Annotated in this window: 25 protein-coding genes, 1 rRNA gene and 1 other annotated feature; of the genes, 2 read left to right on the forward strand and 24 right to left on the reverse strand. The window is 40.4% G+C overall.

The annotated features are described in order from the left end of the window. Positions 1 to 14: 14 nt before the first annotated feature. From CSV67_RS13100 to CSV67_RS13175, 16 genes are all read right to left on the reverse strand, one after another. Positions 15 to 788, reverse strand: a complete 774-nt coding sequence (locus tag CSV67_RS13100) for an enoyl-CoA hydratase-related protein (protein WP_099632040.1) — start codon at positions 786 to 788, stop codon at positions 15 to 17. 14 nt (positions 789 to 802) lie between these two features. Next, positions 803 to 1,579, reverse strand: a complete 777-nt coding sequence (locus tag CSV67_RS13105; protein WP_099632041.1) for an enoyl-CoA hydratase/isomerase family protein — start codon at positions 1,577 to 1,579, stop codon at positions 803 to 805. Further along, positions 1,576 to 1,881 (reverse strand): EthD family reductase, encoded by a 306-nt coding sequence (locus CSV67_RS13110; RefSeq protein WP_099632042.1) that lies wholly within the window; start codon positions 1,879 to 1,881, stop codon positions 1,576 to 1,578. Before CSV67_RS13110 ends, CSV67_RS13105 begins: the two co-directional genes overlap by 4 nt. Positions 1,882 to 1,895: 14 nt before the next feature. Further along, positions 1,896 to 2,399: a 1,2-phenylacetyl-CoA epoxidase subunit PaaD gene (gene paaD / locus CSV67_RS13115; protein ID WP_099632043.1), complete on the reverse strand. Its 504-nt coding sequence runs from the start codon at positions 2,397 to 2,399 to the stop codon at positions 1,896 to 1,898. 24 nt (positions 2,400 to 2,423) lie between these two features. Continuing rightward, the gene (gene paaC, locus CSV67_RS13120) at positions 2,424 to 3,233 is read right to left on the reverse strand and encodes a 1,2-phenylacetyl-CoA epoxidase subunit PaaC (protein WP_199173180.1); all 810 of its coding nucleotides are present in this window, start codon (positions 3,231 to 3,233) and stop codon (positions 2,424 to 2,426) included. After that, positions 3,230 to 3,577, reverse strand: a complete 348-nt coding sequence (gene paaB / locus CSV67_RS13125; protein WP_099632044.1) for a 1,2-phenylacetyl-CoA epoxidase subunit PaaB — start codon at positions 3,575 to 3,577, stop codon at positions 3,230 to 3,232. The genes paaC and paaB overlap by 4 nt, the downstream gene beginning before the upstream one ends. A 16-nt stretch (positions 3,578 to 3,593) precedes the next feature. Continuing rightward, positions 3,594 to 4,547, reverse strand: a complete 954-nt coding sequence (gene paaA / locus CSV67_RS13130) for a 1,2-phenylacetyl-CoA epoxidase subunit PaaA (RefSeq protein ID WP_099632045.1) — start codon at positions 4,545 to 4,547, stop codon at positions 3,594 to 3,596. Positions 4,548 to 4,668: 121 nt separating this feature from the next. Beyond that, complete coding sequence (locus CSV67_RS13135; RefSeq protein ID WP_099632046.1) at positions 4,669 to 4,908, reverse strand: ferredoxin; 240 nt, start codon at positions 4,906 to 4,908, stop codon at positions 4,669 to 4,671. 36 nt (positions 4,909 to 4,944) lie between these two features. Beyond that, a complete protein-coding gene (locus tag CSV67_RS13140) occupies positions 4,945 to 5,979 on the reverse strand; it encodes an NAD(P)/FAD-dependent oxidoreductase (protein ID WP_099632047.1) in 1,035 nt (344 codons plus the stop codon). A gap of 255 nt (positions 5,980 to 6,234) precedes the next feature. Beyond that, positions 6,235 to 7,410 (reverse strand): ABC transporter substrate-binding protein, encoded by a 1,176-nt coding sequence (locus CSV67_RS13145; RefSeq protein ID WP_099632048.1) that lies wholly within the window; start codon positions 7,408 to 7,410, stop codon positions 6,235 to 6,237. A 17-nt stretch (positions 7,411 to 7,427) separates the two neighbouring features. After that, complete coding sequence (locus CSV67_RS13150) at positions 7,428 to 8,168, reverse strand: ABC transporter ATP-binding protein (RefSeq protein WP_099632049.1); 741 nt, start codon at positions 8,166 to 8,168, stop codon at positions 7,428 to 7,430. Beyond that, entirely contained in the window at positions 8,165 to 8,944 is a 780-nt protein-coding gene (locus CSV67_RS13155) for an ABC transporter ATP-binding protein (protein ID WP_099632050.1), read from the reverse strand. The genes CSV67_RS13150 and CSV67_RS13155 overlap by 4 nt, the downstream gene beginning before the upstream one ends. Before the next feature lie 4 nt (positions 8,945 to 8,948). Beyond that, on the reverse strand, positions 8,949 to 9,986 hold the full coding sequence (locus tag CSV67_RS13160) for a branched-chain amino acid ABC transporter permease (RefSeq protein ID WP_099632051.1): 1,038 nt from the start codon (positions 9,984 to 9,986) through the stop codon (positions 8,949 to 8,951). Then, positions 9,986 to 10,864 (reverse strand): branched-chain amino acid ABC transporter permease, encoded by an 879-nt coding sequence (locus CSV67_RS13165; protein WP_099632052.1) that lies wholly within the window; start codon positions 10,862 to 10,864, stop codon positions 9,986 to 9,988. The genes CSV67_RS13160 and CSV67_RS13165 overlap by 1 nt, the downstream gene beginning before the upstream one ends. A 30-nt stretch (positions 10,865 to 10,894) precedes the next feature. Further along, complete coding sequence (locus CSV67_RS13170; RefSeq protein WP_099632053.1) at positions 10,895 to 12,223, reverse strand: phenylacetate--CoA ligase family protein; 1,329 nt, start codon at positions 12,221 to 12,223, stop codon at positions 10,895 to 10,897. A gap of 509 nt (positions 12,224 to 12,732) precedes the next feature. Then, positions 12,733 to 14,319 carry a 2-isopropylmalate synthase gene (locus CSV67_RS13175; protein ID WP_099632054.1) on the reverse strand — a complete coding sequence of 529 codons (1,587 nt, stop codon included), beginning with the start codon at positions 14,317 to 14,319 and terminating at the stop codon, positions 12,733 to 12,735. Between the two features lie 58 nt (positions 14,320 to 14,377). Beyond that, positions 14,378 to 14,616: a binding site (T-box leader), on the reverse strand. Positions 14,617 to 14,909: 293 nt separating this feature from the next. Here CSV67_RS13175 and CSV67_RS13180 point away from each other — a divergent pair. Continuing rightward, positions 14,910 to 16,289: an alanine/glycine:cation symporter family protein gene (locus tag CSV67_RS13180; protein WP_099632055.1), complete on the forward strand. Its 1,380-nt coding sequence runs from the start codon at positions 14,910 to 14,912 to the stop codon at positions 16,287 to 16,289. 59 nt (positions 16,290 to 16,348) lie between these two features. Here the strand turns inward: CSV67_RS13180 and CSV67_RS13185 are convergent, their stop codons facing one another. After that, positions 16,349 to 17,236: a stalk domain-containing protein gene (locus CSV67_RS13185; protein WP_099632056.1), complete on the reverse strand. Its 888-nt coding sequence runs from the start codon at positions 17,234 to 17,236 to the stop codon at positions 16,349 to 16,351. A gap of 221 nt (positions 17,237 to 17,457) precedes the next feature. Here CSV67_RS13185 and CSV67_RS13190 point away from each other — a divergent pair, with 221 nt between their 5' ends. After that, positions 17,458 to 19,596: a type IA DNA topoisomerase gene (locus tag CSV67_RS13190; protein WP_099632057.1), complete on the forward strand. Its 2,139-nt coding sequence runs from the start codon at positions 17,458 to 17,460 to the stop codon at positions 19,594 to 19,596. 86 nt (positions 19,597 to 19,682) lie between these two features. Here CSV67_RS13190 and cls read toward each other — a convergent pair whose 3' ends face one another. The 7 genes from cls to rrf form a co-directional block, all read right to left on the reverse strand. Beyond that, the gene (cls, locus tag CSV67_RS13195; RefSeq protein WP_099632069.1) at positions 19,683 to 21,137 is read right to left on the reverse strand and encodes a cardiolipin synthase; all 1,455 of its coding nucleotides are present in this window, start codon (positions 21,135 to 21,137) and stop codon (positions 19,683 to 19,685) included. A gap of 495 nt (positions 21,138 to 21,632) precedes the next feature. Continuing rightward, positions 21,633 to 22,259, reverse strand: a complete 627-nt coding sequence (locus CSV67_RS13200; RefSeq protein WP_158232942.1) for a hypothetical protein — start codon at positions 22,257 to 22,259, stop codon at positions 21,633 to 21,635. A gap of 178 nt (positions 22,260 to 22,437) precedes the next feature. Further along, on the reverse strand, positions 22,438 to 22,842 hold the full coding sequence (locus CSV67_RS13205; protein WP_099632059.1) for a hypothetical protein: 405 nt from the start codon (positions 22,840 to 22,842) through the stop codon (positions 22,438 to 22,440). Positions 22,843 to 22,916: 74 nt separating this feature from the next. Further along, positions 22,917 to 24,296, reverse strand: a complete 1,380-nt coding sequence (locus CSV67_RS13210; RefSeq protein ID WP_099632060.1) for a sensor histidine kinase — start codon at positions 24,294 to 24,296, stop codon at positions 22,917 to 22,919. Beyond that, the gene (locus CSV67_RS13215; protein ID WP_099632061.1) at positions 24,293 to 24,964 is read right to left on the reverse strand and encodes a response regulator transcription factor; all 672 of its coding nucleotides are present in this window, start codon (positions 24,962 to 24,964) and stop codon (positions 24,293 to 24,295) included. The genes CSV67_RS13210 and CSV67_RS13215 overlap by 4 nt, the downstream gene beginning before the upstream one ends. Further along, the gene (locus CSV67_RS13220) at positions 24,961 to 25,767 is read right to left on the reverse strand and encodes a YihY/virulence factor BrkB family protein (RefSeq protein WP_099632062.1); all 807 of its coding nucleotides are present in this window, start codon (positions 25,765 to 25,767) and stop codon (positions 24,961 to 24,963) included. Before CSV67_RS13220 ends, CSV67_RS13215 begins: the two co-directional genes overlap by 4 nt. 420 nt (positions 25,768 to 26,187) lie before the next feature. Then, a 5S ribosomal RNA gene (gene rrf, locus CSV67_RS13225) occupies positions 26,188 to 26,273 on the reverse strand; the annotation flags it as partial.

Below are 26,273 nucleotides of genomic sequence, written 5' to 3' on the forward strand. Positions count from 1 at the left end.
TTTATTTCCTCCTCTTACTTTCCAATAAATTCAGGATTTCTTTTGTTTTTAAATGCTTCGATACCTTCTACATGATCTTCAGTTAAGCCAGCAATACGCTGACTTTCTGCTTCACGTTGAAGATATTCTTCAAACGGTAGTGTTTGAACGTCATTCAATCCTCTTTTAATTAGTCCAATAGCCTTAGTTGGCTTCGTGGCAATACCTTTTGCGAACGCTTTCACTTCTACCTCAAAATCTTCTTGAGAATAAACTCTTGTTGCTAGACCCAAATCCAACGCCTGCGCTGCAGAGATTTTCTCACCTAGAATTGAAATTTCTGCTGCTTTCGCTGAACCAACTAATTGCGATAGATAAAACAGATTGCCAGAGTCAGGAATGAGTCCTACATGTATGAATGCATTTATGTAGCTGGCTTTCTCAGACATCAAACGTAAATCACATGCTAAAGCTAGACTAAAACCCGCTCCGGCCGCTACTCCATTGACTGCTGCAATAATCGGCTTTTCCGATTTCTTTATCTCCAAAATCATTGGACCGTAGTGATCTCTTAGTACTTGCCCATGATCCATTTGTTCATCAACTTCTGACAGATCCTGGCCTGAACAGAACGCTCTACCCGCTCCTGTTACGACGATGCATCTTACATTGTCGTCCTTTGATGCCATACGCAACGCATCTTTAATTTCACGATTCATCTGAGCTACGAATGCATTTAATTTATCAGGACGATTCAATGTCAGCCAAGCAATACCATCTTTCAACTCGTATTGAATTGTTTCAAACATAGAAAGTCGTCTCCTTATCTTCCTTTATATACCGGTTTTCTCTTTTCGACAAAAGCTTGCATTCCTTCTTTTTGATCCTCCGATGAAAACAAGAGATAGAAGTTCTTTCGCTCATACTGCATACCTTCATACAGTGGATAGTCAACCGCCTTGTTCACTGAATCCTTAATCATTCGGATAGCAAGTGGCGGCATGCTAGCGATCTTATTTGCAAACCGTAAAGCTTCTTCGCGCAATAGCTCTGGAGAGACGATTCGATTGATCACTCCGTATTTTTGTAATTCATTAGCTTTGATTCGCTCACCTGTCCACAGCCACTCTATCGCTTTCGCACGTCCAACTAACTTAGTTAAGCGTTGCGTCCCGCCAGCTCCTGGCATAACACCTAACGTCACTTCAGGGAATGCAAACTCTGTGCCATCAGCGACTAATAGGACATCGCAGCAAAGGGCAAGTTCAAAACCTCCACCAAAAACAAATCCATGAACTGCACCGATGATGGGCTTTTTGATAAGAGGAATCTGATCCCAGTCAGCAAACTGATTCAACAATTCGAGACTCATTGAATCTGCCCCGGCCATCTCCTCTATATCAGCACCAGCAGAGAAAGCTTTTCCTTTGCCAACTAGCAAAATTACACGTACTTCCTCATTTCGATCAAACGCTTGCAGCGCCTCGAGAATTTCACCTACCATACAACGATTTAAAGAGTTCAATTGCTTAGGTCTGTTCAATTCAATGATGCCGATTTGTTGATCAACCGATGTTTCTATGAATTTGAAGGCTGTCATTCGCTGTCTTCACCTATCATTAAAGTAACTAGCTTACCTGCAAAGCCCATCAAGTCTTTTCCAGAAGCTTTTCCTTCATCAGAGCTCAAACCTGCTTTTAATGATGCAGCATCATCGTAAATCATTTCACACATCAAGTAATACGGTGGTTCTCCACCCATTGGGTTACCAGTGAATTTCGTTACTTTCATTTCACGCAAGCCAGGAATCTTCGCTGTGAGTGGTGAATGAACATTGAAGTAATGCTCGTCAAATTCCTCTTTGTTTTCAGGGTGTTTGTATAGTGCGATTAATTTAGCCATTTAAAATCCTCCAATTACATTATTGTTGATACAGGTTTCATTGCTTCGAACGGTGTTTTACAACTCTTGCAATATAAAATACTTCTACAAGCAGTTGGTCCAAATATATTTTCCATCGTGACGTAGGTTGAATTACAATACGGGCAATCCACGTGCCACGATCCATCTTCTTCCAGATGACGCGGTGGAGCAGCGATTCCAAACTCTTTCAATCCTTTTTTTCCATTTTCCGTCACACGATCAGATGTCCAAGGAGGACTGAAAATAAATTCTACTTCGACGTTTTTGGCAAAAGATAGCCCCATCACAGCATTCTTAGTATTCGTTCGGATGATTTCAAGTGCCGGGCAACCTAAAAACGTAGGCAATAACGTTACCTTGATCTGTTCGGCTTCAACTTCCACTTTCTCCACCATTCCAAGATCCACTATACTGACTGTATCAATTTCAGGGTCCTTGACGCTTTCAAGCACCTTCCATACTTCCAAGTTTTGTGAGTTTTTTATAAGAGCTACCATTTCCAAAACACCTCTTTCTATCTATTACCAGTTAGTGGCTGTATCGATTCTGTACACTTCAGAAAGTGTATCGATTGCTGCTTGCAACTCATCTGTGTGTTGTCCATTACGTCCATTCAACTTAGGTTCAGGAATTATCGGTAAATCCAATTCCAATTTTTCAAATGTTGGACGTAATGCTTCAAGCCAAGCATTTTGTATTTTTTCTTCTGAATCTATCAAGTCAAAGCGTTCAATCGGTTCTTTTTGTTCTCCATAAGAGAATAGATCTCCCATGTCTGCAACAACCAATTCAATTGCACTCATCATTTTAGTTTTCGCTTCTTCTGTGGAGCTTAGTAATTGTTTGAACCATAACTTCCAATGCATCACATGATAATAGAGTTCCATACTAACTTTTACAGCAATCTCTTGGAGTGGTTTATATGAGCTTTCTTTAAGTGAATTGATCTTCGCTCGTTTCGCTTGTGTATAGAAGTAACTTCTAACTACTGTATAAGCCCAATCATATTGTGGTGTGTCCATATAATAGCCGTCACCATTAATACGTTCAGTCAAAACGCTATTTTTTCGTTCTACTGCAGGGCGTAAGTGGGCTAGATCATCCGCATTACCTAATCCTAAGTCCTCTAGCAACTTATAATACATAGCTGCATGACCCATGGAATCTTGTGTGATAGAAGATGATGCAACATCCTCTTCTATATGCGGAGCTAGACCCAACCATTCAGAGCCACGATATGAAAACAGGAAATCATCATCTGCTAACTGAAATAAAAGCGTTTCTACTGCTTTTTTCTCTTCCGTACTCATCATTTTTTCAACATTACTCATTTTTCTTTACCTCCTGCCCAAGATAGGATTTCCTTCTCATCGAGCATTTCTTGTTCGTATTTACGCCATTTTTTACGTAAGTAACCATAACCTTTTGTAGTACGGTAATCTTTGTTATCTAAACGACTCAAAGAAAGACGTTCTTCTTCATCCATACTTCGGATATTTTTTTTATTTACGACCCATATATCAACGACTGGCTCACGACGCATAAAGTTTTCTTGTGCCATCATAAGTGCCATATCTTCATTTGGTGCTAGTAAATCGAATTGGTGCTGGAATGACGCAGCATGGGTGCGTTTACTAAATACTTCAAACTCTTGATAAAATGTTTTCTCTGACATATTCTCTTCCGCTCCTTTATTCAACAATTGCACTTAACGCTTCACGTACCCACGCATTGTTCTCATATGATGAACGGCGAAGATTAAGACGCGCTTGTGATTTTGGTCCATTATTTTTAATAATTTCTTTGAACTCTGACCAGTCGGGTTGCTGATAAACCCAATGTTTCTTCTCCTGATTGAAATGCAATGTAGCATCCGGGATTGTTAAACTGAGCGATAGAATTCTCGGAATATATTTATCCAAGAAGCTCTGGCGTAATTCTTCATTTGTGTTCTTACGAATACGATATTTAATAGTAGCTTCTTGCTTTGATGCACCTGTCGTAGCTTTACTTGGAGGTCCAAAAAACATAAGCAGTGCTGGCCACCAGCGGTTAAGCGCGTCTTGCACCATTGCTTTCTGTTCTTCTGTTCCTTCAGCAAGTGCCATGATAATCGACTCTCCGTGTTGCGCATGGAATACTTCTTCTGCACAAATACGTTGTAAGGCCTTTGCATACGGCCCGTAAGATGCATCTAGCATATTCGTTTGTGTAATGATTGCAGCCCCATCTACTAACCAACCTATCAATCCTGCATCTGCCCAAGTCTTTGTTTCCATATGAAATACATTATGAAACTTCAGATCCTCATTGAATAGATCCTGCATGATATCACCGCGAGTTTTACCATATGGCTTCATTAAATCTTCTGCTACGCGTAATAATAGTTGTCCGTGACCCATTTCATCTTGTACTTTCGCCATAATTCCAAGTTTGCGGTATAGTGAAGGCGCTTTAGGTACCCACTCTTTCTCAGGGAGCGCTCCCATAATTTCACTGATTCCGTGCATGGAAATGAGTTTAATTAACGTTTGACGATACTCTTCCGGCATCCAATCATCTGCCTGGATCTTTTCGCCACTTTCTATACGTTCCATGAAATACTCCATCTTTTCATCTGCGGTCATCGCTGTCATCATTACCATTTATCTAATTCCTCCTTTAGATTTTGAAAAGTTAATACCACAAGATACGTATTTAAACGATCAAATATAACAAACTTAACGTCTTTTCACAAATTTTGTTATACTTGGTCTCAAAAAAATACTAGACCTCTTCCAAAACGATTGGATATTCTGATACTTTAATGGAGTCAGTTGGGCAGCCCTCAACCGCATCATCCAAATCATCCAATAAATCCTCATCGACTTCTGCTGAACCTTCATTATTATCTAGATGTACGAATGCAAAACCTTCATCATTATAATCAAAAATGTCAGGTGCACTTGCTCCGCAAGCACCGCACGCTATGCAAGTTGATTGATCAACAATAGTATGTGTAGCCATAAAAGGTGTCCTCCTTTATTCTAATGAGTCAAATGTTCAAGAGTTGACCGGGACTTTTTTCTGATCTAGCTTTTCCTTTTTCTCCATTAATGTCGTACTATGTGTTGCTTGAACTTTAGCCGTTGGATCAATGTAGACCTTGGCATTACTAACAGCCGTAGGTGCTTCTCCAAACCCGCTAGCTATAAGTTTAACTTTTCCTGGATACGTACAAATGTCGCCTACAGCATAAATACCTTTAATGTTCGTTTCCATTTTCGAATTAACGACAATGCTGTTCTTTTCTATTTCTAGTTCCCAATCCTTGATAGGACCAAGTGAAGACACGAAACCATAGTTGACTATTACTTCGTCAATTGCGATTTCCTCTACCTCGTCTGACTTCATTTTACTTAGAACGATTTTTTCAATATGATCTTCACCAATAAATAATGATGGAATATATGGTGTTTTAACTTCTACTTTGGAATTCATTAAGTTCTCAACACTAGCTTCATGTGCGCGGAATTTATCGCGGCGGTGAACGAGTGTTACTTTGTTGGCAATCGGCTCAAGCATTAGAGACCAATCTACCGCAGAATCTCCACCGCCAAGAACCTGAACATTCTTTCCTGCGAAGTATTGTAAATCTTTAATAAAGTAATGTAAGTTTTTACCCTCGTATTGTTCAGCGTTTTCAATTTCAATCTTTCTAGGTTGAAATGCACCATTTCCTGCAGTAATAATAATTGCCTTAGAATAATGTGTTTCTTTATTCGTTTTGATTTTGAAGTTCCCGTCGTCTTGCTTAGTCACTTCACGTACCTCTTGTTCAAGTGTGATAGTTGGTTCAAACTGAGACATCTGCTCAACTAGATTGTCAATAAGTTTTTGTCCAGTGATTTTTGGGAAACCTGCAATATCGTAAATATACTTCTCTGGATACAAAGCTGTTAGTTGACCGCCAAGTTGCGGAAGACTCTCAATCAAATTTACCGACATTTGACGCATACCTGCATAAAAGGATGTAAACAAACCCACAGGGCCGCCACCAATTATTGTTATATCATAAACTTTCTGTTCATTACTCATATGCTGGCTTCTCCTCTCTATCGAAAGAAAATCGATCCTTCCAAGTATAACGCATAAAATACGTTGTTAGCTTTTCTTGTTATACTTAGTATCTTAAATCAATGTGTAAGCGTTGTCAAGAATATATTCAGAATAATTTATTTTCATTTCGAGATTCCAGAGCATTGCGTCACGGACGTATTTTACTTAGTAGATATGTAGTTGTTTAAAAACTCTTCATACAAAAAGCACTGCTAAGACGCAGTGCTTTTTACATCATTCAATATATGTCCATTTTCCATCCTTCACAGTCGCCATTACAAAGCTCTCCGGTCCAAGCCCATTATGATCTTCAGCTGTGTAATTATAAACTCCTGTCGTACCAATCCAGTCTTTAATATTCTCTTCTAAATAATCTCGAATTGCTTCACGATCAGTAGCACCATTCTTCAATGCTTCCACTGTCAACATCACATTGTCATAGCCATAAGAACCAAAGTTAGTCGGTTCACTGCCGTACTTTTCTGTATACTCATTGTAGAACTCTGATAATACACTGTGCTGTATATCATCTTTAGGAATCTGGTCTGGGAATAATAGCTTTCCAGTTGGAATTACTACACCTTCTGCAGCCTCTCCCGCTAAAGAGATAAAGTTTTGATTTGCAATGCCATGACTTCCAAATACCGGTAAACTAATTCCTAGATCATGCGCATTCTTTGCGATGACGGCAGGTCCTGGATTCGTTCCCCAGACGACGATTGCTTCTGCTTTTGCACTATTAATCTTCGTCACTTGCGTACTCATATCAGGATCTTGTGTATTATAGCTTTCTTTTGCTACGATTTTAATATCATAGTCATCTGCTAAAGCTTCCAATTGCTCTAAGCCACTTGAGCCAAACGCATTAGAATCACTAATCGTACCAATTTTCTTAATTCCTTGTTCTTTTAAATACATATAAACCCGTTCAACTGCTTGTCTATCCGATTGCGGTGTTTTAAATACCCATTCTGCATCTTCAACAGGTTCAACGACATGCGCACTCGCTGCAGCCGAGATCATAGTAACTTTTTGTTGCAAGGCGATTCCTTTCATAGCAAGGCTTTCACCACTACCTGAAGACCCGAGTAACGCTAATACTTTTTCGTCGTTCACTAATCGATTAGCTTCTTGTGTTGCTTTTTCCTGGCTGGATTCATCATCCGCCAAGATGATCTTTAGCGGAATGCCATTAATTCCACCATCTGCATTGATTTTCTCTTCTAGTAGTTTTGCTGCATTCCATTCAGGTTCGCCTAACGGACTGTTTGGACCCGTTTTTGAATAAATGGCACCGATCTTATACTCTGTCAGTTCCCCACTTTCGGACTTCGCGTCAGTGTCGCTACATGCGGCTAGCACCAATGAAATGATAACTGCTAGAAATAACATAGTTAATTTTTTGAACATCTTCTCATCCCCCATCATCAATGTACTGTGTGACCTAAATAAGCTTCTTTTACTTCCGGATCATTCAATAATTCACTTGAACTGCCGCTCTTAATGATTTCACCATGAGAAATGACATACCCCCGATCAGCAACTTTAAGGGATGCATGTAAATTTTGTTCTATTAATAAAATCGTTGTTCCAAACTGCTTACGTAAATTACCGACTAGTTCTAATACGTCCTTCGCTATAAGTGGAGCTAGTCCTAATGTAGGTTCGTCTAATAACAATAAGTCAGGCTCTGCCATCATACCTCTTGCAATCGCAAGCATTTGTTGCTGACCGCCAGACATCGTTCCACCCATTTGATCTTTTCGGTCACTCAATATCGGGAATAATTCGAAAACTTTTTTGATGTTTTCTTCTATTGCCTGCTTGTTAGTAGTTTTACGATGATGGTAAGCACCTAAATATAAATTATCCAACACAGTCATTGTAGAAAAAATTTGACGATGTTCAGGTACATGAATTAAGTGTTTCTCAACAATCTTTTCTGCTTCCATTCCTGTAATATCCGTGCCTTGATAGATAACTTGGCCGCTTGTCGGTCGAAGTAGTCCAGACATGGTTTGTAGAAGAGTTGTCTTACCCGCTCCATTTGCACCTAGCAAAGCGACAATTTCTCCTTGTTTAACAGACAGTGATACGCCATTCAATGCTTGAATCGGTCCATAGCTTACAGAACAGTCGAGTACCTCAAGTAGCTTTTGTTCACTCATACGACTTCCTCCTCGATCTCAGCACCTAAGTAAGCCGCAATGACCGCTTCATTCGCTTGAATTTCTTTTGGGGCTCCTTCTGCAATCTTCATGCCCTGATCCAAAACAACGAGTTTATCGCAAATGCTCATGACTAGATCCATATCATGCTCGACGACTAGAATGGTTACTCCAGAGTCTCTTACTCTTTTAATCAACTCACTCATTTCAGACGTCTCACTATGATTTAATCCTGCTGCAATTTCATCCAACAGAAGAAGTTTAGGCTCTGTGGCATAAGCACGGGCAAATTCTAATAGTCGCAATTTACCTAATGACAAACTGGATGCCTTTTGATCGTATAGTAGTTCTAGATTGAAAAAACGTAAGATATCCATTGCCTCTTCATACACTTTGCGCTCATTTTTTGCAATGCCAAGTAACATGGAAGCAACTCCTGAAAGATTTTGCTTCGTTCTCATATGCTGGCCTACCATGACATTCTCAATCACTGTCATATTTTTAAACACTTGTAAGTTTTGGAAGGTCCGTGATATGCCTAATGGAGCTACTTTATATGAAGGGAGGAGATCAATCCTCTTCCCGCAAAACAAAATATTTCCTTCGGTCGGTGGAAATATAGAAGATATCATATTGAACATTGTGCTTTTTCCTGCTCCGTTCGGTCCTATTAGCCCAACAATTTGCCCTTCATCGACAGAGAAGCTGACATCGCTATTTGCTACAACTCCGCCAAATCTTTTTGTAATTGATTCTACTTGCAACAATGTCATCATCCTCTCATTCTGAAACACTTCGTTCTATCGGTGTGACGGGTACAGATGATTTTTTTTCTACTCTTTTTATCGATGTATTTTTAAACCAGTCTATTACTGTTGGAAACAGACCTTTTGGCATAAAGATAACGACTAATATTAAGATTAATCCATAAATCACGTGTTCCGAATCACTAGTGATAAACGAGAATTGCTCACCAAGTGTGTGAACGGTAATGCCGATCATACGAATTAGTAAAGCCCCTATTAATGCCCCCCATACACTTCCACTTCCTCCGAGAACGACCATTGCTAAGAAAAGAATGGATGCATCAAATGTAAAGGCAGATGGAGATATACTGTAACTCATGTGAGCAAACAACCAGCCGGCAAGCCCCGCAAATGCAGCGCTCAATATAAACACCTGCATTTTATACCTGCCCGTATTAACCCCCATCGAGCTGGAGGCTATTTCTGAGTCGTGTATAGAACGGAGTGCACGTCCAACCCGAGAATGAACAATGTTCAGTGATAGAATTAAAACTATTAAAACAAAAAACCATACTAGAAAGTAATATGGAACTCCTTGGTTGATTGTCATGCCAAACAATGACAGCTGGGGGATCCCATAAAATCCTGATGCTCCCATTGTGATTCCTTTACCTTCAACCAAAAGACCATGAACGATTATACCAAGAGCCAATGTTGCCATAGCTAAGTAATATCCACTTAAACGTGACATCGTATATCCCATGAAAAAAGCTAGAAGAGCCGGAACGAGTAAAGCTATAGGCAAGCTAAGCCAAGGACTCCATCCCCACGTAGCTGTCAAAATCGAAGTGGTATATGCTCCCACTCCATAAAATGCTGCCTGTCCTAAAGATATTTGTCCGGCATAACCCATTAACAAGCCTAAACCGATGGCTATAATTGCGTATATACCTGCAAATGTTGCCTGTGTAATAAAAAATGACTGAGTAACTACCAATGGAAATATGAGGATGGCAGCAATGAATACAACTACGCCCCACCACTTCGTCTGCTGTACGCCTTGTAACTTCATTACAACCCTCCTTTCCCAATAGTTTTTTCACCCAAAATACCATTGGGTCTAATAATCAATATAAGCAAAAATATTGAAAATGTAATAATATCTTTCATTCCTGAACTAACATAGCCGGCACCCATGGATTCAAATAGTCCAATTAGCAAACCACCAATGACAGCTCCGGGGGCACTACCTAGTCCCCCTAGAATTGCTGCTGAAAATCCTTTAATGCCTAACATAGCACCCATATCATAGGCCGGGAAAATAATTGGTGCGATCGCAAGGCCCGCAATAGCTCCAAGAGAAGCGCTTAAAACAAAGGAAAAGGAAGACATTCTTTTTGGACTTATTCCCATTAATCTTGCAGCCATCGGGTTTACAGAGGATGCTTGGAATGCTTTTCCTAGCATTGTTTTGTCGATAAACATATACATAAGACCGACAACTAACAGCATAATCAAAACGACCCAAATGGATTGGGGGGTAATGGAAGCGCCTCCAATTGTAACAGGAGTATTATCCATGAAAGGTGCTACTGTATGTTGATCTTTTCCCCATACCATACTACTGATTCCACGGATGAAGATCGAAGTTCCAATAGTCAAAATGATTAAGCTGATCGCGTCAGCACCTTTGGCTCTACGTATCAAAAGGAACTCCATTAGCCACCCGATGAATGTCACAAAAAGTATCGTAGCAATAAAGGAAAGCCAATATGGCACGCCTACTGAAACGAGTGAAAACATGGTCAATCCACCAAGCATGACGAATTCACCTTGAGCCAAGTTGATAACTTTCGTCACACTATAAATGGTAACAAAACCGAGGGCGACAATTGCATAAATACTTCCAATCGTAATTCCCGTTAATGTGAACTGTAAAAAATCTTGCACTCACTTCACGCCCTTATCCAGTTGTTATTGTCATACGCTTACAGGTGAATTTTCACGCTTATCTACAACGCGTGTTGCTTTTCCTTCAGATCTTGGAAGTGCTTTCGGTTCATTACACACAACATCCACTGAAATTAAACACGAATTCTTCAACTTACGTTGGATCTTCCGCTTCATACTCGTGATGGATTCATGAAGTAGGTCACAGCCAACTTGTTCATATAGAGAAATCTCAATCTCAATATGTAATTCAATTGCATCCATAACGCCTTTGCGAACTAATTGAATTTGATAAACAGGTGACAATCCTTCTATTTGAAGTAATTCCCGTTCAATCTCGGAAGGGAAAACATTTACTCCTCGAACAATGATCATGTCGTCTGTTCGTCCTTTAACACGTGACATACGAGTCGTTGTTCTTCCACATTTACATTTCTCATGAGTAATTGATGCAATATCTCCCGTACGGTAACGGATAACTGGAAGCGCTTCCTTTTGCAAACTAGTAAATACTAATTCTCCTAATTCTCCATCGGCAACGGGTTCAAGTGTATCGGGATTAATTACTTCAACAAAGAAATGATCATCTGCAATATGTAATCCATCCTGCGCTTCATGACATTCAGACGCAACACCAGGTCCCATAATTTCGCTTAATCCATAGATATCTACAGCTTTTATTCCTAGTTTCTGTTCTAACTTTTGACGCACGCTTTCAGACCAAGCCTCTGCTCCAAATATGCCATAAGCAAGATTTGTCTCACGTGGATCCATTCCTTGTTCTTCCATCTTCTCAATGATACTCAAGACGTAAGACGGGGTACCACATATTCCACGTGGCTTAAGATCATTGATTATTGTGATTTGACGTTCTGTATTCCCTCCAGAAATCGGTATTGTAGCTACACCTAATTCATCGGCACCTTGATGAAGACCAAGTCCTCCTGTAAACAATCCATACCCATACGCATTATGAAATACATCAGATTTTCTACCGCCAGCAGCAACGATAGCACGTGCCACTAAAATTCCCCAGTTCTTAAGATCACGCTCTGAGTAGCCGACAATAGTTGGCTTTCCACTTGTTCCAGATGAACCATGGATTCTTGCAACATCGTCCACAGGAATAGCAAATAGTCCATATGGATACTGATCACGGAAATCTTTTTTCTTTGTGAATGGTAGCTTTTTAATATCCTCCAACGATTGAATGTCTTCAGGCTTAATTTGCAATTCATCGAATTTCTGTCTATAAAACCCTACATTTTCATATACGTTTTCCACTGTCTTTTTTAATCCTTTAAGCTGTAGTTCTCGCTTTTCGGAAATGGGTGCGCTTTCAATTTCTGGGTTGTACATAGATAAATCCTCCCTTTTCTCTCATATTACTTTATACGAATATAACGCGTATTGAACGACGTTGCCTTTATTCGTTATATATAGCAATACATTAATACATATTTTTCATTTAGTCAACACCAATTTCAGAATATTCTATTCAGGCATCCTTCACTAGGTAGTAATTTAGCGAACAAAAGAATAAATATGTAAAGGTATTTACACGTAACTCCTATTTCTTAAAATTAATATATTTATTGATAACGATAAATAGTTAACCGTGTCAATTGTGTTATAGTAATTGATTTTTATTAAACAGTAGTGTATTTACTATTTCGTTATGTACAATCTACTAGAGTCTATAAATATAATACCGCAAATCTTATTTACTTAGTTAGATTGATTTAATGAACTATGTTTAATTATTCCATGCTATTAAAAAAGCTTAGGACTCTTCTTTGTTTTACTTCAAATTCACACATAAGAAAAGGCAACTATTCAAAAACGAACAGTTGCCTCTTTATTTTAAATTAAATATTCACGGCTAACTTATGTGCAGAAGTTCCTTTTATTTTCGCTACGATTACACTATTGATTGCATTGATGTACGCCAGTGCACTTGCTTTCAAAATATCAGTGTCAGCTGCCTTCGCGATATAATTTTCTCCTTCATGTGCAATAGTAATTTTCACTTTTCCTAATGCGTCTTTCCCTCGAGAAACACTGCTAATATCATAGCCAATCAATTTAACTTGTATCTTTGTAATTTCTGCAACTGCTGAATACAGCGCATCGATTGGACCCGTGCCAACAGCACTCGACTGGAAGATTTCTTCCCCTTTGCGAATTTTGACGCTGGCTGAAGGGAAGCTAGAATTGCTGACGACTTGTAAGTCTTCAAATTCAAAGAAATGACCGCTGTAATTCGTCACGTTTTCCTTATCATGCTTTTCATAATAGTTTTCCACAATTATATATAAATCATGGTCATATACTTCCTTTTTCATATCCGCCAATGTTAGGAATCCTTCAAAAATCCCTTCAAACTCCTCTGGCTTCATATGAGTAAAGCCTAGCTTTTCAAGAGCGTTTTTCACAGCATGTCGTCCTGACCGTGCTGTCAAAATCAATTCCATATCATCTAATCCAACGTCTTCCGGATGAACAATTTCATACGCATCACGGGATTTCAACAAGCCATCTTGATGTATACCCGACGAGTGCGCAAAAGCATTATCACCTGTAATCGCCTTGTTCACTTGCACATCCAATCCCATGAAGCTAGATACTAGACGGGAAGTATTCATAATTTCTTTTGTGTTGATTTGCGTACGCACGTTATAAATTGAGCTTCTTGTTTTCAATGCCATGACTACCTCTTCAAGCGCAGCATTTCCTGCCCGTTCTCCGATTCCATTCATTGTACACTCTACTTTATCCGCACCATTCTTGACCGCTGCTAAGGTGTTTGCCGTCGCCATTCCTAGGTCATTATGACAGTGAACACTTAATAAGACATCCGGATTCAAGTTTTTCATTCGGTCATTTAATTTATAAATCATCGCACCGAATTCTTCAGGCTCTGCAAAGCCCACTGTGTCAGGCACATTGATCATTGTCGCACCCGCATTCACAACAGACTCGATTGTATGCCATAAATACTCGAATTCCGAGCGTGATGCATCTTCCGTTGAATACTGAACTTGAGGCATTAAGGTTTTTGCATATTTCACCGCTTCTACGCCTAGTTGAAGGATCTGGTCCTTTGATTTGTTGAACTTTTTCTCCACGTGAATATCAGAAGTACCTAGCACCATATGAATCATCGGGTTTTCTGCATACTTTACTGCATGATAAACTGAATCGATATCAGCCTGAACCGCGCGTGCCAATGCTGTGATCATGATGTCATTTGTGTTACCTACCCGCTGCGCAACAGCTTTCACCGCTTCAAAATCACCTTGAGATGAAGCAGGAAAACCAGCTTCGATAATGCCGACGCCAAGCTTCTTTAATTGCTGTGCAATCTCCACTTTTTCATAAAGATTTAGTTTAGCGCCTGGTACCTGTTCTCCATCACGTAATGTTGTATCAAAAACCCAAATTTTTCTGCTCATCTCTTTGCACTCCTTTTTTAAAAAAATAAAGACAAAAAACCCCATCTCTATATTGAAATATAGAGACGAGGTTATACTCGCGGTACCACTCTAATTGATTCACCATACTTGGCAAATCCACTTATCGACAGCAATTACTGTCTATCCCGTTAACGGAGGAAACCGACTTCCCTTACTGTAGAACTTTCAGGGAGTGACTCATGGATGAGTTCAAAATGTACGTCTGCTGATTTCCACCAACCATCAGCTCTCTGCATAGACATAAACATTTTTACTATTTCCATTCTTAGTCTGCAATGTAATATTGAACGTAATACTACATGGTCTATAGCCGTCTGTCAACAGATTTCAAACAATTCCATATATTTTGCACAGTAGTATACGGCAAAATGGCTTATCGTATCTCTTTCAAATGTACGTTTCATCGTGTATCTATCAACAATGACTCAAGTACTAAAAATGAGCACATTTCTAATTTCATTTGACATTTCTTCCATACATTCACTAGTATAGTAGACAACTAATTCGTAAACCGAAACAAAACAACTAGATGTTTGAATAGTATCAAACTACCAAAGGAGTCGTTGCCAATGAATACGTTTACGAAATGGGTAGAAATCGTCTCGGATTTTTTATGGGGATTACCCATCATCATTTTACTTCTGGGAGGCGGATTGTTTCTCACAATTCGTCTGAAATTCTTCCAGTTCCGTTATATGCCTCACATTTTTCGTCAAACCTTCGGAAGGATTATGTCTAAAGGTTCTGGGGACGGTACGCTAACCCCTTTTCAAGCAACAACCTCTGCACTTGCCTCTACGATGGGAGCAGCAAATATCGTCGGAGTTCCTGTAGCCATCGCGCTAGGTGGACCTGGCGCGATCTTCTGGATGTGGATTGTGGCACTGATCGGAATCGGTACGAAATATTCCGAAGTCGTGCTCGGTATCAAATATCGTGAAAAGAATGCTGCCGGTGATTATGTCGGTGGTCCGATGTATTACATAAAAAAGGGACTTGGCTGGAAAAAGGTTGCGTATATCTTTGCATTCGCCCTCATGTTAGAAGTTATGGCGAGTACTATGGTGCAATCTAACTCCATCGCTACGACCCTTGAAGGTTCATTTGGTTTATCTCCAATCGTAACAGGTATTCTCGTCGCGTTACTGGTTGCACTCATTTCATTTGGAGGAATTAAAACGATTGGGCGTGTAACAGAACGTCTAATTCCATCCATGGTCGTGGTCTATATTTTAACAGCACTCATTATTATCGGAGCTCATGTCGATGCAGTGCCCGCAGCATTTGGCTTGATTTTCACACATGCATTTCAACCGATATCGGCGGCAGGCGGCTTCGCAGGGGCCGGTGTCGCAGCGGCTATTCGATGGGGACTCGCCCGCGGATTATATTCCAATGAAGCCGGTATCGGTACAGCACCGATTGCACACGCAGCTGCAGTGAATAGTCATCCTGCCAAACAAGGTTTCTGGGGCGTCTTTGAAGTCGTCGTGGATACATTGATCGTTTGTACTATGACTGCGCTCGTCATACTAACTACAGGCGTTTGGAAAGTCATTGACGCAGACAACGCGGCGAACATGGTGACAGAAGCGTATAGTACAATATTTGGTGCTTCCCTAGGCGGAATTATTATATCCATTGTATTATTCTTGTTCGTGATTACAACGATTGTAGTCATTATTTATTACGGAGAAAAGCAAGCGGAGTTCTTATTCGGATCCAACTTCTCCATCGTAATACGCGTGGCATATATCGCGGCAATCATCATCGGAGCACTTGGTGGATTGCAGTTCGTCTGGAAGTTCCTTGATCTATTACTCGCAATCGTAGTAATTCCTAACGTGATTGCGGTCCTATTCTTAAGTGGACAAGTACGGGACATTACGAACGATTACTTTACAAACCTCTATCCGAAAGAAAAGAAACAAGTGAAAAAGAAGTCTTGATGTAAATGGCAAACAAGGCAGATGTCCACGGATGCCTGCCTTGTTTTTATATAGTTTCATTACTTCATCATTTCTTCAATTAACCCTACCGGTACATAGGTTTTCCTTGGTTCCAGTAGCTCCGGTGCCACTTCAAACTTCATCAATAGTTTATTGTAGCCATATTCCTTCTGTCCACGAGTAATCGTATAAGATGGAGCACCTTTTGATACAATCGCACCGACACCAGTTGAATCCACTACATAGCCTAGTTTCTCGGCAAGCAAACGAAGCGGTACCATCTTCACACCGTCAACCATATAATGATCATCTTCTATGATCTGTTCTACAGTAGCATCTTCATCTACTGGATTTCCGTCTAGTACAACTACTTTCTCTGGCATTGTCTGAGCTGGTATACTCCGCGTTGTTTCTTTGTAGAATACTAGCAAGTCTTTATTCTTCAAGTCATCAGCTTTCACTTTATTACCTGAAGCGCTGGAAATGTCTGTACCGTCATCTATATTCAACTGTAGCTTCAAGTACGAATCCACCAATTCGTCATCAAATATTCCAACTACTGCGGTGTTCTCTTTATCTGTTTCCACAATGACAGCATCCGGAGTGTACTGTGGTGGATAAATCATAATCCTTGGTTTATCCGCATGGGTATAAGCAGACACTTTGTCACCTTTCTTCAATTCTATCTTTTTTCCGGTATTATCGAATAGCAGTGTTTCTTCTGTAATGGCCAATACGGGCGATTCTTCTTCTCCTTTAATCGTGTAAAGTGTTAACTCATCGTTCTTTTCTATGCCTTCGATTGTCCCTTCTACTTTAATAAAAGCTTTTTCATCAGATGTCACTTCAGCCTTCTCTTCATCACTCGCACTAACCGCTTGAGGTACTGCTACGCCGCCAATAAGCAAAGCTAACATCGCAAAGGTTACAACTTTATTCATTTTCATAAAAAATCCGCTCCTCACTATGGGTTCTATACAATAGTTCGTATGAGACGGTAAAAGGTTACAGGTACATACATCTTTTTAGATCTTATATTGATCTTCTACCTGTTTTGTTTATCTCAAAACTCTCTTTTCCACTACATGCCTAATAGCCACCCACCCCAAAATATGAGATAATACGACTAACAGAACGAACGTACTACGAACGAAATGGAGGCGATTGCATGAAACCGGTCATCCTAGCTGAAAAACCAAGCCAAGCAAAGGCCTATGCAGATGCATTCACTACACGTAAACACGACGGCTATACTGAAATTCAACCGTGCGACATATTCCCTCAAGGAGCCTTCATCACATGGGGCGTCGGGCATCTCGTGGAATTAAAAGAGCCGCATACATACAATCCCGCCTGGAAACGCTGGTCACTCGGCAGTTTACCAATTTTACCGGAACGCTACGAATTTCAAGTTGCGCCAGGAAAGTACAAGCAATTTCAGGTCGTTAAAAAGCTTATTCGCGCAACCGATCACGTCATCAACGCATGTGACGTGGATCGCGAAGGTTCAAATATATTTTATTCCATCTACTATATGACGGGTGCTCGCAACCAGAAGATTGAGCGACTATGGATTAATTCGCTGGAATCGGATGAAGTACGTAAAGGCTTCGAGAACCTACGGGATAATCGACAAGATCTACAACTGTATGAAGAAGCCAAGGCGCGACAAATAAGTGACTGGCTTGTAGGGATGAATGGTTCTCGGCTCTATACACTTCTGTTGAAAGCCAAAGGAGTTCAAGAAGTATTCCCTATTGGTCGTGTGCAATCACCTACCGTTTATTTGATTTATCAACGTCAGCGCGAAATCGAGACGTTCGTATCAGAACCTTTTTTCGAAGCGGAAGCCATTTTTACTGCGGAGCACGGTACGTATAAAGGAAAGGCAAAACTTAAGGAGCCTAAGCGTGAATTAATTGCGGAAGCACTCAACAGCCGCAATATTACAAAGCGAACGCCTGGGATCATTAGTGAGCTGACCCATACAGATAAACGTACGACACCGCCACAGTTGCATTCACTTTCAACATTACAAGCAACTGCCAACAGACGATGGAAGGCAAGCCCTGCGACTGTATTGAAAACTATGCAGACATTATACGAAAAGAAGCTTGTATCGTATCCACGGACCGATACACGTCATATTACACCAAGTGAATTCAACTACTTGATTGCGGCTGTGGAAGACTATCAAAAACTAATCGAGCATCCTTTTGAAGTCGTTTCCCGTACACCAAAAAAACGATATGTTGACAACTCGAAAGTACAGGAACACTACGCCATCATCCCGACAAAAAAACTACCGACTCCTGCGGCACTGACAAAGTTGTCACCACTTGAGCGCAACCTTTATGAAGAAGTCATTCGAACGACACTAGCTATGTTCCATCGGGATTACTTATATACAGAAACGAAAGTAACGACCGACGTCAACGGTCTGCCATTCTTCACAACGGGCAAAACAGAACGCGACAAAGGCTGGAAAGAACTTTTTGCTGCGCCAAAGAAGGCAAAGGATTCCGAAGAACCAGCCTTACCGCCACTTGAGAGAGAGGAAACCGTGCAAAGTGAAATTGGCATTAAAGAAGGTGCGACACAGCCACCAAAACCTTATACAGAAGGCCAGTTGATCGCTATGATGAAAACGTGCGGGAAGTTGGTGGAAGATCAAAGCGAAACGGATATTTTAAAGGAGATCGAAGGGCTTGGTACCGAAGCTACACGAAGCGGTATTATTGAGACGATAAAAAAACACGGGTATATTTCCGTGACAAAAAATATTGTATCGATCACTGACAAAGGCCGTGTGCTCTGTCAGACCATCGAAGGTAGTCTGCTTGCCAGTCCTTCCATGACAGCGAAATGGGAAACGTACTTGAAGAAAATAGGTAATGGTGAGGGGACAGGTCAACATTTTCTAAGCAGTGTATCAAAATTTATTCAAAAACTGATTGAAGACGTACCTGTCCAACTGGAGAAACAAACGATTGATATTGTGCTGCCTCCTCGGTCTCCTTCAGGCAAGGGCTCGTACACACGAACTGAAGTCGCACCTTGTCCAAGATGCGGCAAAGGCAATATTATTGAACACCCTAAATTCTACGGCTGTAGTAATTATAAAAATGGTTGCAAGCAAACCTTCCCAGGACACTTCCTGAAAAAGAAACTCACTGTGCCTCAAGTGAAATTATTATGTACTAAAGGGCAAACAAATGTCATCAAAGGCTTCACTTCTGCTGACGGGAAAAAGTTTGATGCTTCATTGGAGTTAAAAGATGGGAAACTGAACTTGGTCTTTATGTAAATCATATACTGACATGATAAAGAAGCAGCACAAAGCTGCTTCTTTTTTATTATATTCTCATCACGTATATTATATTTCTCACGGCTTTAGAGTACGGGAGACAACAACCGTGAAATCGATTGCTTAAACTTAATCAGTAAGGACCGCTCTTCATAACGTTCCCTCGTCAACTTAGAACTACGTTCCGAGTCTTGACGGAACAGCTCAGTCAGGTGCGCTGCTACTTTGTCATCATAGACAATCGCAGTCACTTCAAAGTTCAATCGGAAACTACGTGAATCAATATTCATAGTACCTACTACCGCCACTTCTTCATCAACTACAATCGTTTTCGCATGCAAGAAACCATTCTCATATAATAATATCTTTGCTCCATAATCAAGCAAATCACCGACATACGACCAAGTAGCCCAGTAGACAAACGGGTGATCAGGCTTACATGGAATCATTATCTGTACATCGATGCCTGACAGCAATGCAATTTTGCAGGCATCCATAAAGCTTGTATCTGGAATAAAGTACGGCGTCTGAATGTAGACACTTTTTTTAGCAGACAATAATAACTTGATATACATATTCTTCAGATGTTCTGTCTCAGAATTCGGACCACTTGAAACAATTTGCACTGGACTTGTGCCTATATGTTTTTCGGTTTGAAATAAATAATCTCCCCAATCCCCCGGCTCCTTTTTACTGGCCTGATGCCAATCTAAAATGAATTTCGCTTGAATATGATTGACCGCACCGCCTATAATCCTGAAGTGCGTATCGCGCCAATAACCAAACTTCCTATCAAGTCCTAGATACTCGTCTCCGACATTGAAACCACCTATATACGCGATTTCTCCGTCAATGATACAAAGCTTCCGGTGGTTTCTATTATTGACCCGAAAGTTTACCAGACGAAACAGTGATGGAAAGAATACCTCCACCCCACCTCCTGCTGCACGTAATTCATTATAGAAGCTGGGGGGAGTTTTCTTGGAGCCTACTTCATCATACAAGAGTCTGACCTTAACTCCCTCTTTCGCCTTTTGAATTAATAGATCACGCAGCTTGGTTCCGAGAGAATCAGATTGAATAATATAATACTGGACATTGACCTCTTTTGTAGCCGACCGAATATCCTCAAACAATGCAGCAAACTTTTTATGTCCATCGTCAAAGATTTCAATATGATTATCTTTAGAAAGCAATGCATGAGATGACTTCAGATTCATATGAATTAATTCTGTATATTTTCTTAGTAAGGTGTTGTTTTCAAGTCTAGCTAAGTTTTCTGGCAATAATTGTTTATCAACTTCCGTTTTCTCAGCCTTTCTTTCTGCAATGGAAAGATTATAGAAATTTTTCTGTTTTAAACTGCGTCCAAAGAATAGATAAATAAAGAAACCGACGATGGGAATGAATACTAGAACCATAATCCACGCCCATGTATGTCCTACATCTCTTCTTTCGATAAACAAAACCCATGATAATAGCAAGATATTGAGTATCGTAACAATAGATAAGAGCAGCGTAAGGACATGACCAAATTGTATACCAATCAACATCCCTTCCATTCCCATCATTTTTTGCGCTCCATTTCATTTGAAAGTAGTCTTTAATATAGCATACAGCCCGAATTCTCACCGTCATTTCTATGAATTTCATCGAGAAGAGAATTCAACATGCAATCAGAACACTTTCAGAAATGAAAAATGATAAAAGTTAAAGGTCTATTCATTTTTTTCATACATATTATAAAGAATCTTGCGATTGTTGCATGTTGATCAAAGTAAAGGGAATACTCACGGATCAATTGTCGTCCGGTTATTCTAACCTGTTAGTGTGTGATAATATATGGAAAAGGAAGGTAGCCTATACAGTTTTTGTTTTATTTCTCTTTGAGTTACATAAATAGTAATTTTCCCAAATAAATTTCCCGAGAAATAATATAGCAATAACCAATGTTTTTCAATTGATATTAGACATGGTAATGGTATGGGGGAGTTAATCAGAAACTATCTTTACAGAATGACTTTACTATTGAATTTCTACACGGAATCTTCTGTGCCACTAAAAAATTCTTCTTTCAATCGTTTTCCATATGCATGTCCACTTTCACCACGCTGTCTCGGAAACTCTTGCATCACGATAGGTAATACCCTTTCCCATAGAACATTCATCACATAGATGTCTCGATCAAACTGATAGTCCAGTTCATTTAATGTTAATTGTAGCGATTTCGCGTACTTTCTTTTTTCCACATCCCAAATCGTTGAAACATTTTCTTTAATGTATGCATCAATCTCATCTTCTGTCACTGTAATCCCATAAGCTTCTTCCGCGATTGCCAAAGCATCTTGATAGTGATCCGTTTGCTTCTCTGCGATCCCCCTTAGAAATGGAGAAGAGTGCTCTTGTCCAGTTAAATTGTTTTTCACGCGTAAACGGAACTCCGTCTTATTTGTTGAAAATGATTGGTCTAGCTGGCTAGTATGGATGCCGGATTGAATAGACGCCAGCTCTCCTTTTATTTCAGGCATATCTTTTAGCACTTTTTCTACAGATTGATTCATCTGAGCATAATCTATTCCTATCGTTTCAATCTTCTGTTGTTCTGAACTCGCCGTTTGTTTAATTAACAACGTCCCAGCGATTAAGACAGTAAAACAAATCATTATGAGGTGAAACCGATTGCGGGCAGTCATAGTCTTTCGCTCCTTCATCTGTTAGGTCGCTCAATTATGTCACAGGAGTAATAAAATATTTGTTGAAACAACTGATTATTTTTAAAAACATTTCTATATAATTCGACAAAAAAACCAAGAACCCGGCGCTAACCGGATTCCTGGTTTTTTATTGACGTGTAGAAGTTGTTTTCTCGATCATAAAGGTTACAACTACGAATAAAGCAAAACTTACTAATAATACAGTGCCACCAACAATGTATAATATAAGCGCGAATACTTCATTAACATTGAAGGGTTGCATGAACTGCAACCACATACCCGCTGTTAAACCAATTGCACCGATGATCCCTGTCCAGCCTTGCAATGTTAGTAGCTTTCTAGCACGGACTTGGTAAATCTTGTAAAACACACCCCATGAAAACACTGACAACCAACCAACAAGTAAAATATGCGCGTGAATCGGACGGAATGCGTATGAACCCGCCCCCGCCATATGAGAACCGAGTACTGTTCCAATCAAACCAAAAATGGCCGCAATACGAATCAATCGTAAACTCCACTTTTCTTGCATGTTATAATTCCTCCTGTCATTCTTTTACTACATTTATCCTAACACTCCAAGATGAACGGAAGATGAACGGACTGTTACAGTGTAGGTAAATACACGATAAATGTTGTACCTAAGCCTAACTCACTGATTACTTCTATTCGGCCGTCATGAAGTCGCACTACTTGTTCAACTATAGATAATCCCAAGCCTGTTCCTTCTACTTCACGCGTTCTCGAGTGATCCCCACGATAGAAACGATCAAATATTCGGTTCTTTGTTTCATATGACATGCCGATTCCTGTGTCTTCAATAGAGAAACAGATTTCATTTGCCTTCTCAGTCAGTCGGATATCAATTGTTTCTCCATCCGGTGAATACTTCAATGCATTCGACAATAAATTCTCCCATACTTTCTCAAGAAAGGCAGGATCACCTTTATACGTGACCTCTTCAGTTTCGAGCATGACGGAAATCTCTTTTTCTTGCAATAACCACTGGAACTTCCGAACTATTTCCTTTACTTGCTGATCAACACGGAATACTCTTTTCTGCAGTGGTGAGACTAGTTGATCGAGTGACGTCAGCAATAATAACTGCTTTGTCAAAGTTGAAAGTCTTTCTGTTTCTGATTGAATAATTCCTGCATAATGTATGCGTTCATTAGCTGGCAGCTCTTCGTCCGATAATAAGTCTGCATAGCCTTTAATATTCAATAGGGGTGACTGAAAATCATGTGACACATCACTTACAAATGCTTTTCGAATCTGGTCGTTGTCACTCAAACGATCAACCATTTGTTGAAAACTTTTTGCCAGTTGCCCAATTTCGTCACGTCGTTCAATCGACAGCTCGCTCGTAAACTGCTCCTCACCGACCTTCTTCGTCGCCCTTGTCAACACGATAATGGGGGCAATCAACTTACGAGCCACAACTAGCATCGTGAGAATACTAATAATCGCCATGACAATGACCATGCCGCCAAGTAAATAGTGAATTTCCGTAAATAGCATTTTAATATCCGGTCGCAAAAATAGTGCATACGTCTGGCCTTTGTACATAAAAGGTACACCTACTGTATTAGCGGACTCATTGGAGAAATAACCCGTTACAAATGTCTCTGCCTTCTGCTCCCGCATTCCATGGTAGACTTCACCACTAAAGACCTTCTGAATCGCTTGATCTTCAAGATTATCATCGCGAAACGCTTCTCCATAGACAGCCGAGTTGCCGTTGGGCGGTTTGACTAGCAATTTATAACCCACTCCAGCCAGCATATCGAAGTATGCCGGCAAATCTATACCATCATTCGCTTCAATGAACAATGCAATCTCCTCGGCAACTTTAACATTCTTCGCATCGTTCTCACCCTTTAAGTATCGATGATAGTATGTATTGACGGCCAGAAATGCTACAATCGCACTCGCCAGCATAGTACCAACCGTTATAACAAGAAACTTCCCATACAGCGACTTCATTCCGAAACCTCAAGCTTATAACCAACACCACGTATCGTTACAATTTTCACTTGATTCGTAAGCTTCTCGAGCTTATCGCGTAAACGCTTGATGTGCACACTCAACGTCTGCTCATCCCCCTCATAATCAAAGCCCCAAACACGCTCTACTAACACTTCCCGTGTAAACACCTGACTATGATGAGAAGCCAGTACCGACAACAATTCAAACTCCTTCAATGGAAGTAGCAATGACTTCGAACCAAGCACCACTTCATAACTCTGTCGATTGATCACCAAAGGACCGACCTGAATCATCCGATCCACTGCTTTGTCATACCGTCGTAAAATGGCATGGATCCGAAATAATAACTCTTTCGGCTCAAACGGCTTCACAAGATAATCATCCGATCCGGCCAAAAAGCCACGCTCCTTATCTTCCATCTCACCTTTAGCCGTCAGCAACAAAACTGGAATTTCCGTATCCTCACGGAGTCTCTTCGTTAGCGTATAGCCGTCCATGCCCGGCATCATCACATCTACCACCGCTAAGTCTGGCCATTCCTTATCTACCACCTCAAGCGCTTCAAGTCCATTCATCGCCTTCACAACGGTATACCCTGCCTGTCGTAAATGAATACTGACTAACTCCAAAATATGTATATCGTCATCTACTACTAAGATCTTCATTTAGACCGTCCCTTTCTTTTACACTCTGCATTCAACAACCCTGAAAGAATAATAATCACTGCCGTTAAATAAAACCATAACACGAGCATGATAATTCCGGCTAATTGTCCATATAGCCTTGAATAATCCACCCGTGATACATACTCACCGAATAATAAGGACACGAACTGCCAGCCAAATGCTGAAAGTAATGCACCCGGCAACGCTTCTTTCCATCTCATCTTTCCGGTCGGCATAAGTTGATAAAATAACAAGAAGAACAAAAGTAAAAAGAATGTACCTAGCCCCCATTTTATATTAGGCCAAATGTACAACCAACCTTCCCATGCGTCTAGTACATCATAATATGCGATAACGGTATGCATGAGATTTTCAATCAACGGTAAAAATAGCGACATGGGTACGATTAGCATGAAAAGAATTGTTACGCCAAGATTCCGGATTATACTCATCCATAGCGGCTGCTGAGGAAGCCTCCGATTCGCAATGTCCAATGAACGGGCAAATGATTGTACCGCGACCGATGTCGTCCATAATGCAGCTAGCACACTGAGTGCAAGCAATTTACCATGACTTTTATAGAGTACGGACTGGACGCTTTGCTCGATCAGTTGAAAAGATTCATCTGGCACAAATGGACGTAATAACGCTAAAATACTAGCCTTTTCCACAGGCAGGAATTGCACAATAGACAGCACTACAAGCAAAAAGGGTAATACTGAAAGCAATAAGTAATAAGCATTCTGCGCCGCTTGATCAAAAAAGCGTTCTTTAAAGAAGCGTTTAATTATCGTCATGATCATAGAATCCCCTCCTCTGCTATCGTACGTGTCTTACTATCAATATACCCCAACAAGCTATAGACTATTAGGTTAAATGAAATGTTTATATTGAAATTTATTGTTTATTAGAAGAAATAGTGAAAAGGATGAGCGCTTGGATAGTAATTGGTTGATGTGACTTTGCCTGGGACTAATATGGCCGCTAGTGGACTTATTGAGCGGATAAGCAATGCAATAGAGCACCTCGCGTGCTTTATTGGGCGGTTAGGCAGTGCGAAAGAGCGCTTGATATGCTTCGTTGAGCAGATAAGCGAGACGATAGAGCGCTTGCTCTGATTAATTGAGCGACTGACAAAGATCCATGACCACCCAAATTCGGTCTTAGTTCATTTACATAATTAAACACAAAAAAGCCACTCCCCAAAGGGAATGGCTTCGCATGCCTAGCAACGTCCTACTCTCACAGGGGGAAACCCCCAACTACCATCGGCGCTGAAGAGCTTAACTTCCGTGTTCGGTATGGGAAC

The organism is Sporosarcina sp. P2, assembly GCF_002743255.1.
GTDB lineage: Bacteria > Bacillota > Bacilli > Bacillales_A > Planococcaceae > Sporosarcina.

Coding starts and splice junctions, on each gene's coding strand:
- CSV67_RS13100 (WP_099632040.1), bottom strand. CDS start 788: ATGTTTGAAACAATTCAATACGAGTTGAAAGATGGTATTGCTTGGCTG.
- CSV67_RS13105 (WP_099632041.1), bottom strand. CDS start 1,579: ATGACAGCCTTCAAATTCATAGAAACATCGGTTGATCAACAAATCGGC.
- CSV67_RS13110 (WP_099632042.1), bottom strand. CDS start 1,881: ATGGCTAAATTAATCGCACTATACAAACACCCTGAAAACAAAGAGGAA.
- paaD (WP_099632043.1), bottom strand. CDS start 2,399: ATGGTAGCTCTTATAAAAAACTCACAAAACTTGGAAGTATGGAAGGTG.
- paaC (WP_199173180.1), bottom strand. CDS start 3,233: ATGAGTAATGTTGAAAAAATGATGAGTACGGAAGAGAAAAAAGCAGTA.
- paaB (WP_099632044.1), bottom strand. CDS start 3,577: ATGTCAGAGAAAACATTTTATCAAGAGTTTGAAGTATTTAGTAAACGC.
- paaA (WP_099632045.1), bottom strand. CDS start 4,547: ATGGTAATGATGACAGCGATGACCGCAGATGAAAAGATGGAGTATTTC.
- CSV67_RS13135 (WP_099632046.1), bottom strand. CDS start 4,908: ATGGCTACACATACTATTGTTGATCAATCAACTTGCATAGCGTGCGGT.
- CSV67_RS13140 (WP_099632047.1), bottom strand. CDS start 5,979: ATGAGTAATGAACAGAAAGTTTATGATATAACAATAATTGGTGGCGGC.
- CSV67_RS13145 (WP_099632048.1), bottom strand. CDS start 7,410: ATGTTCAAAAAATTAACTATGTTATTTCTAGCAGTTATCATTTCATTG.
- CSV67_RS13150 (WP_099632049.1), bottom strand. CDS start 8,168: ATGAGTGAACAAAAGCTACTTGAGGTACTCGACTGTTCTGTAAGCTAT.
- CSV67_RS13155 (WP_099632050.1), bottom strand. CDS start 8,944: ATGATGACATTGTTGCAAGTAGAATCAATTACAAAAAGATTTGGCGGA.
- CSV67_RS13160 (WP_099632051.1), bottom strand. CDS start 9,986: ATGAAGTTACAAGGCGTACAGCAGACGAAGTGGTGGGGCGTAGTTGTA.
- CSV67_RS13170 (WP_099632053.1), bottom strand. CDS start 12,223: ATGTACAACCCAGAAATTGAAAGCGCACCCATTTCCGAAAAGCGAGAA.
- CSV67_RS13175 (WP_099632054.1), bottom strand. CDS start 14,319: ATGAGCAGAAAAATTTGGGTTTTTGATACAACATTACGTGATGGAGAA.
- CSV67_RS13180 (WP_099632055.1), top strand. CDS start 14,910: ATGAATACGTTTACGAAATGGGTAGAAATCGTCTCGGATTTTTTATGG.
- CSV67_RS13185 (WP_099632056.1), bottom strand. CDS start 17,236: ATGAAAATGAATAAAGTTGTAACCTTTGCGATGTTAGCTTTGCTTATT.
- CSV67_RS13190 (WP_099632057.1), top strand. CDS start 17,458: ATGAAACCGGTCATCCTAGCTGAAAAACCAAGCCAAGCAAAGGCCTAT.
- CSV67_RS13200 (WP_158232942.1), bottom strand. CDS start 22,259: ATGATTTGTTTTACTGTCTTAATCGCTGGGACGTTGTTAATTAAACAA.
- CSV67_RS13205 (WP_099632059.1), bottom strand. CDS start 22,842: ATGCAAGAAAAGTGGAGTTTACGATTGATTCGTATTGCGGCCATTTTT.
- CSV67_RS13210 (WP_099632060.1), bottom strand. CDS start 24,296: ATGAAGTCGCTGTATGGGAAGTTTCTTGTTATAACGGTTGGTACTATG.
- CSV67_RS13215 (WP_099632061.1), bottom strand. CDS start 24,964: ATGAAGATCTTAGTAGTAGATGACGATATACATATTTTGGAGTTAGTC.
- CSV67_RS13220 (WP_099632062.1), bottom strand. CDS start 25,767: ATGATCATGACGATAATTAAACGCTTCTTTAAAGAACGCTTTTTTGAT.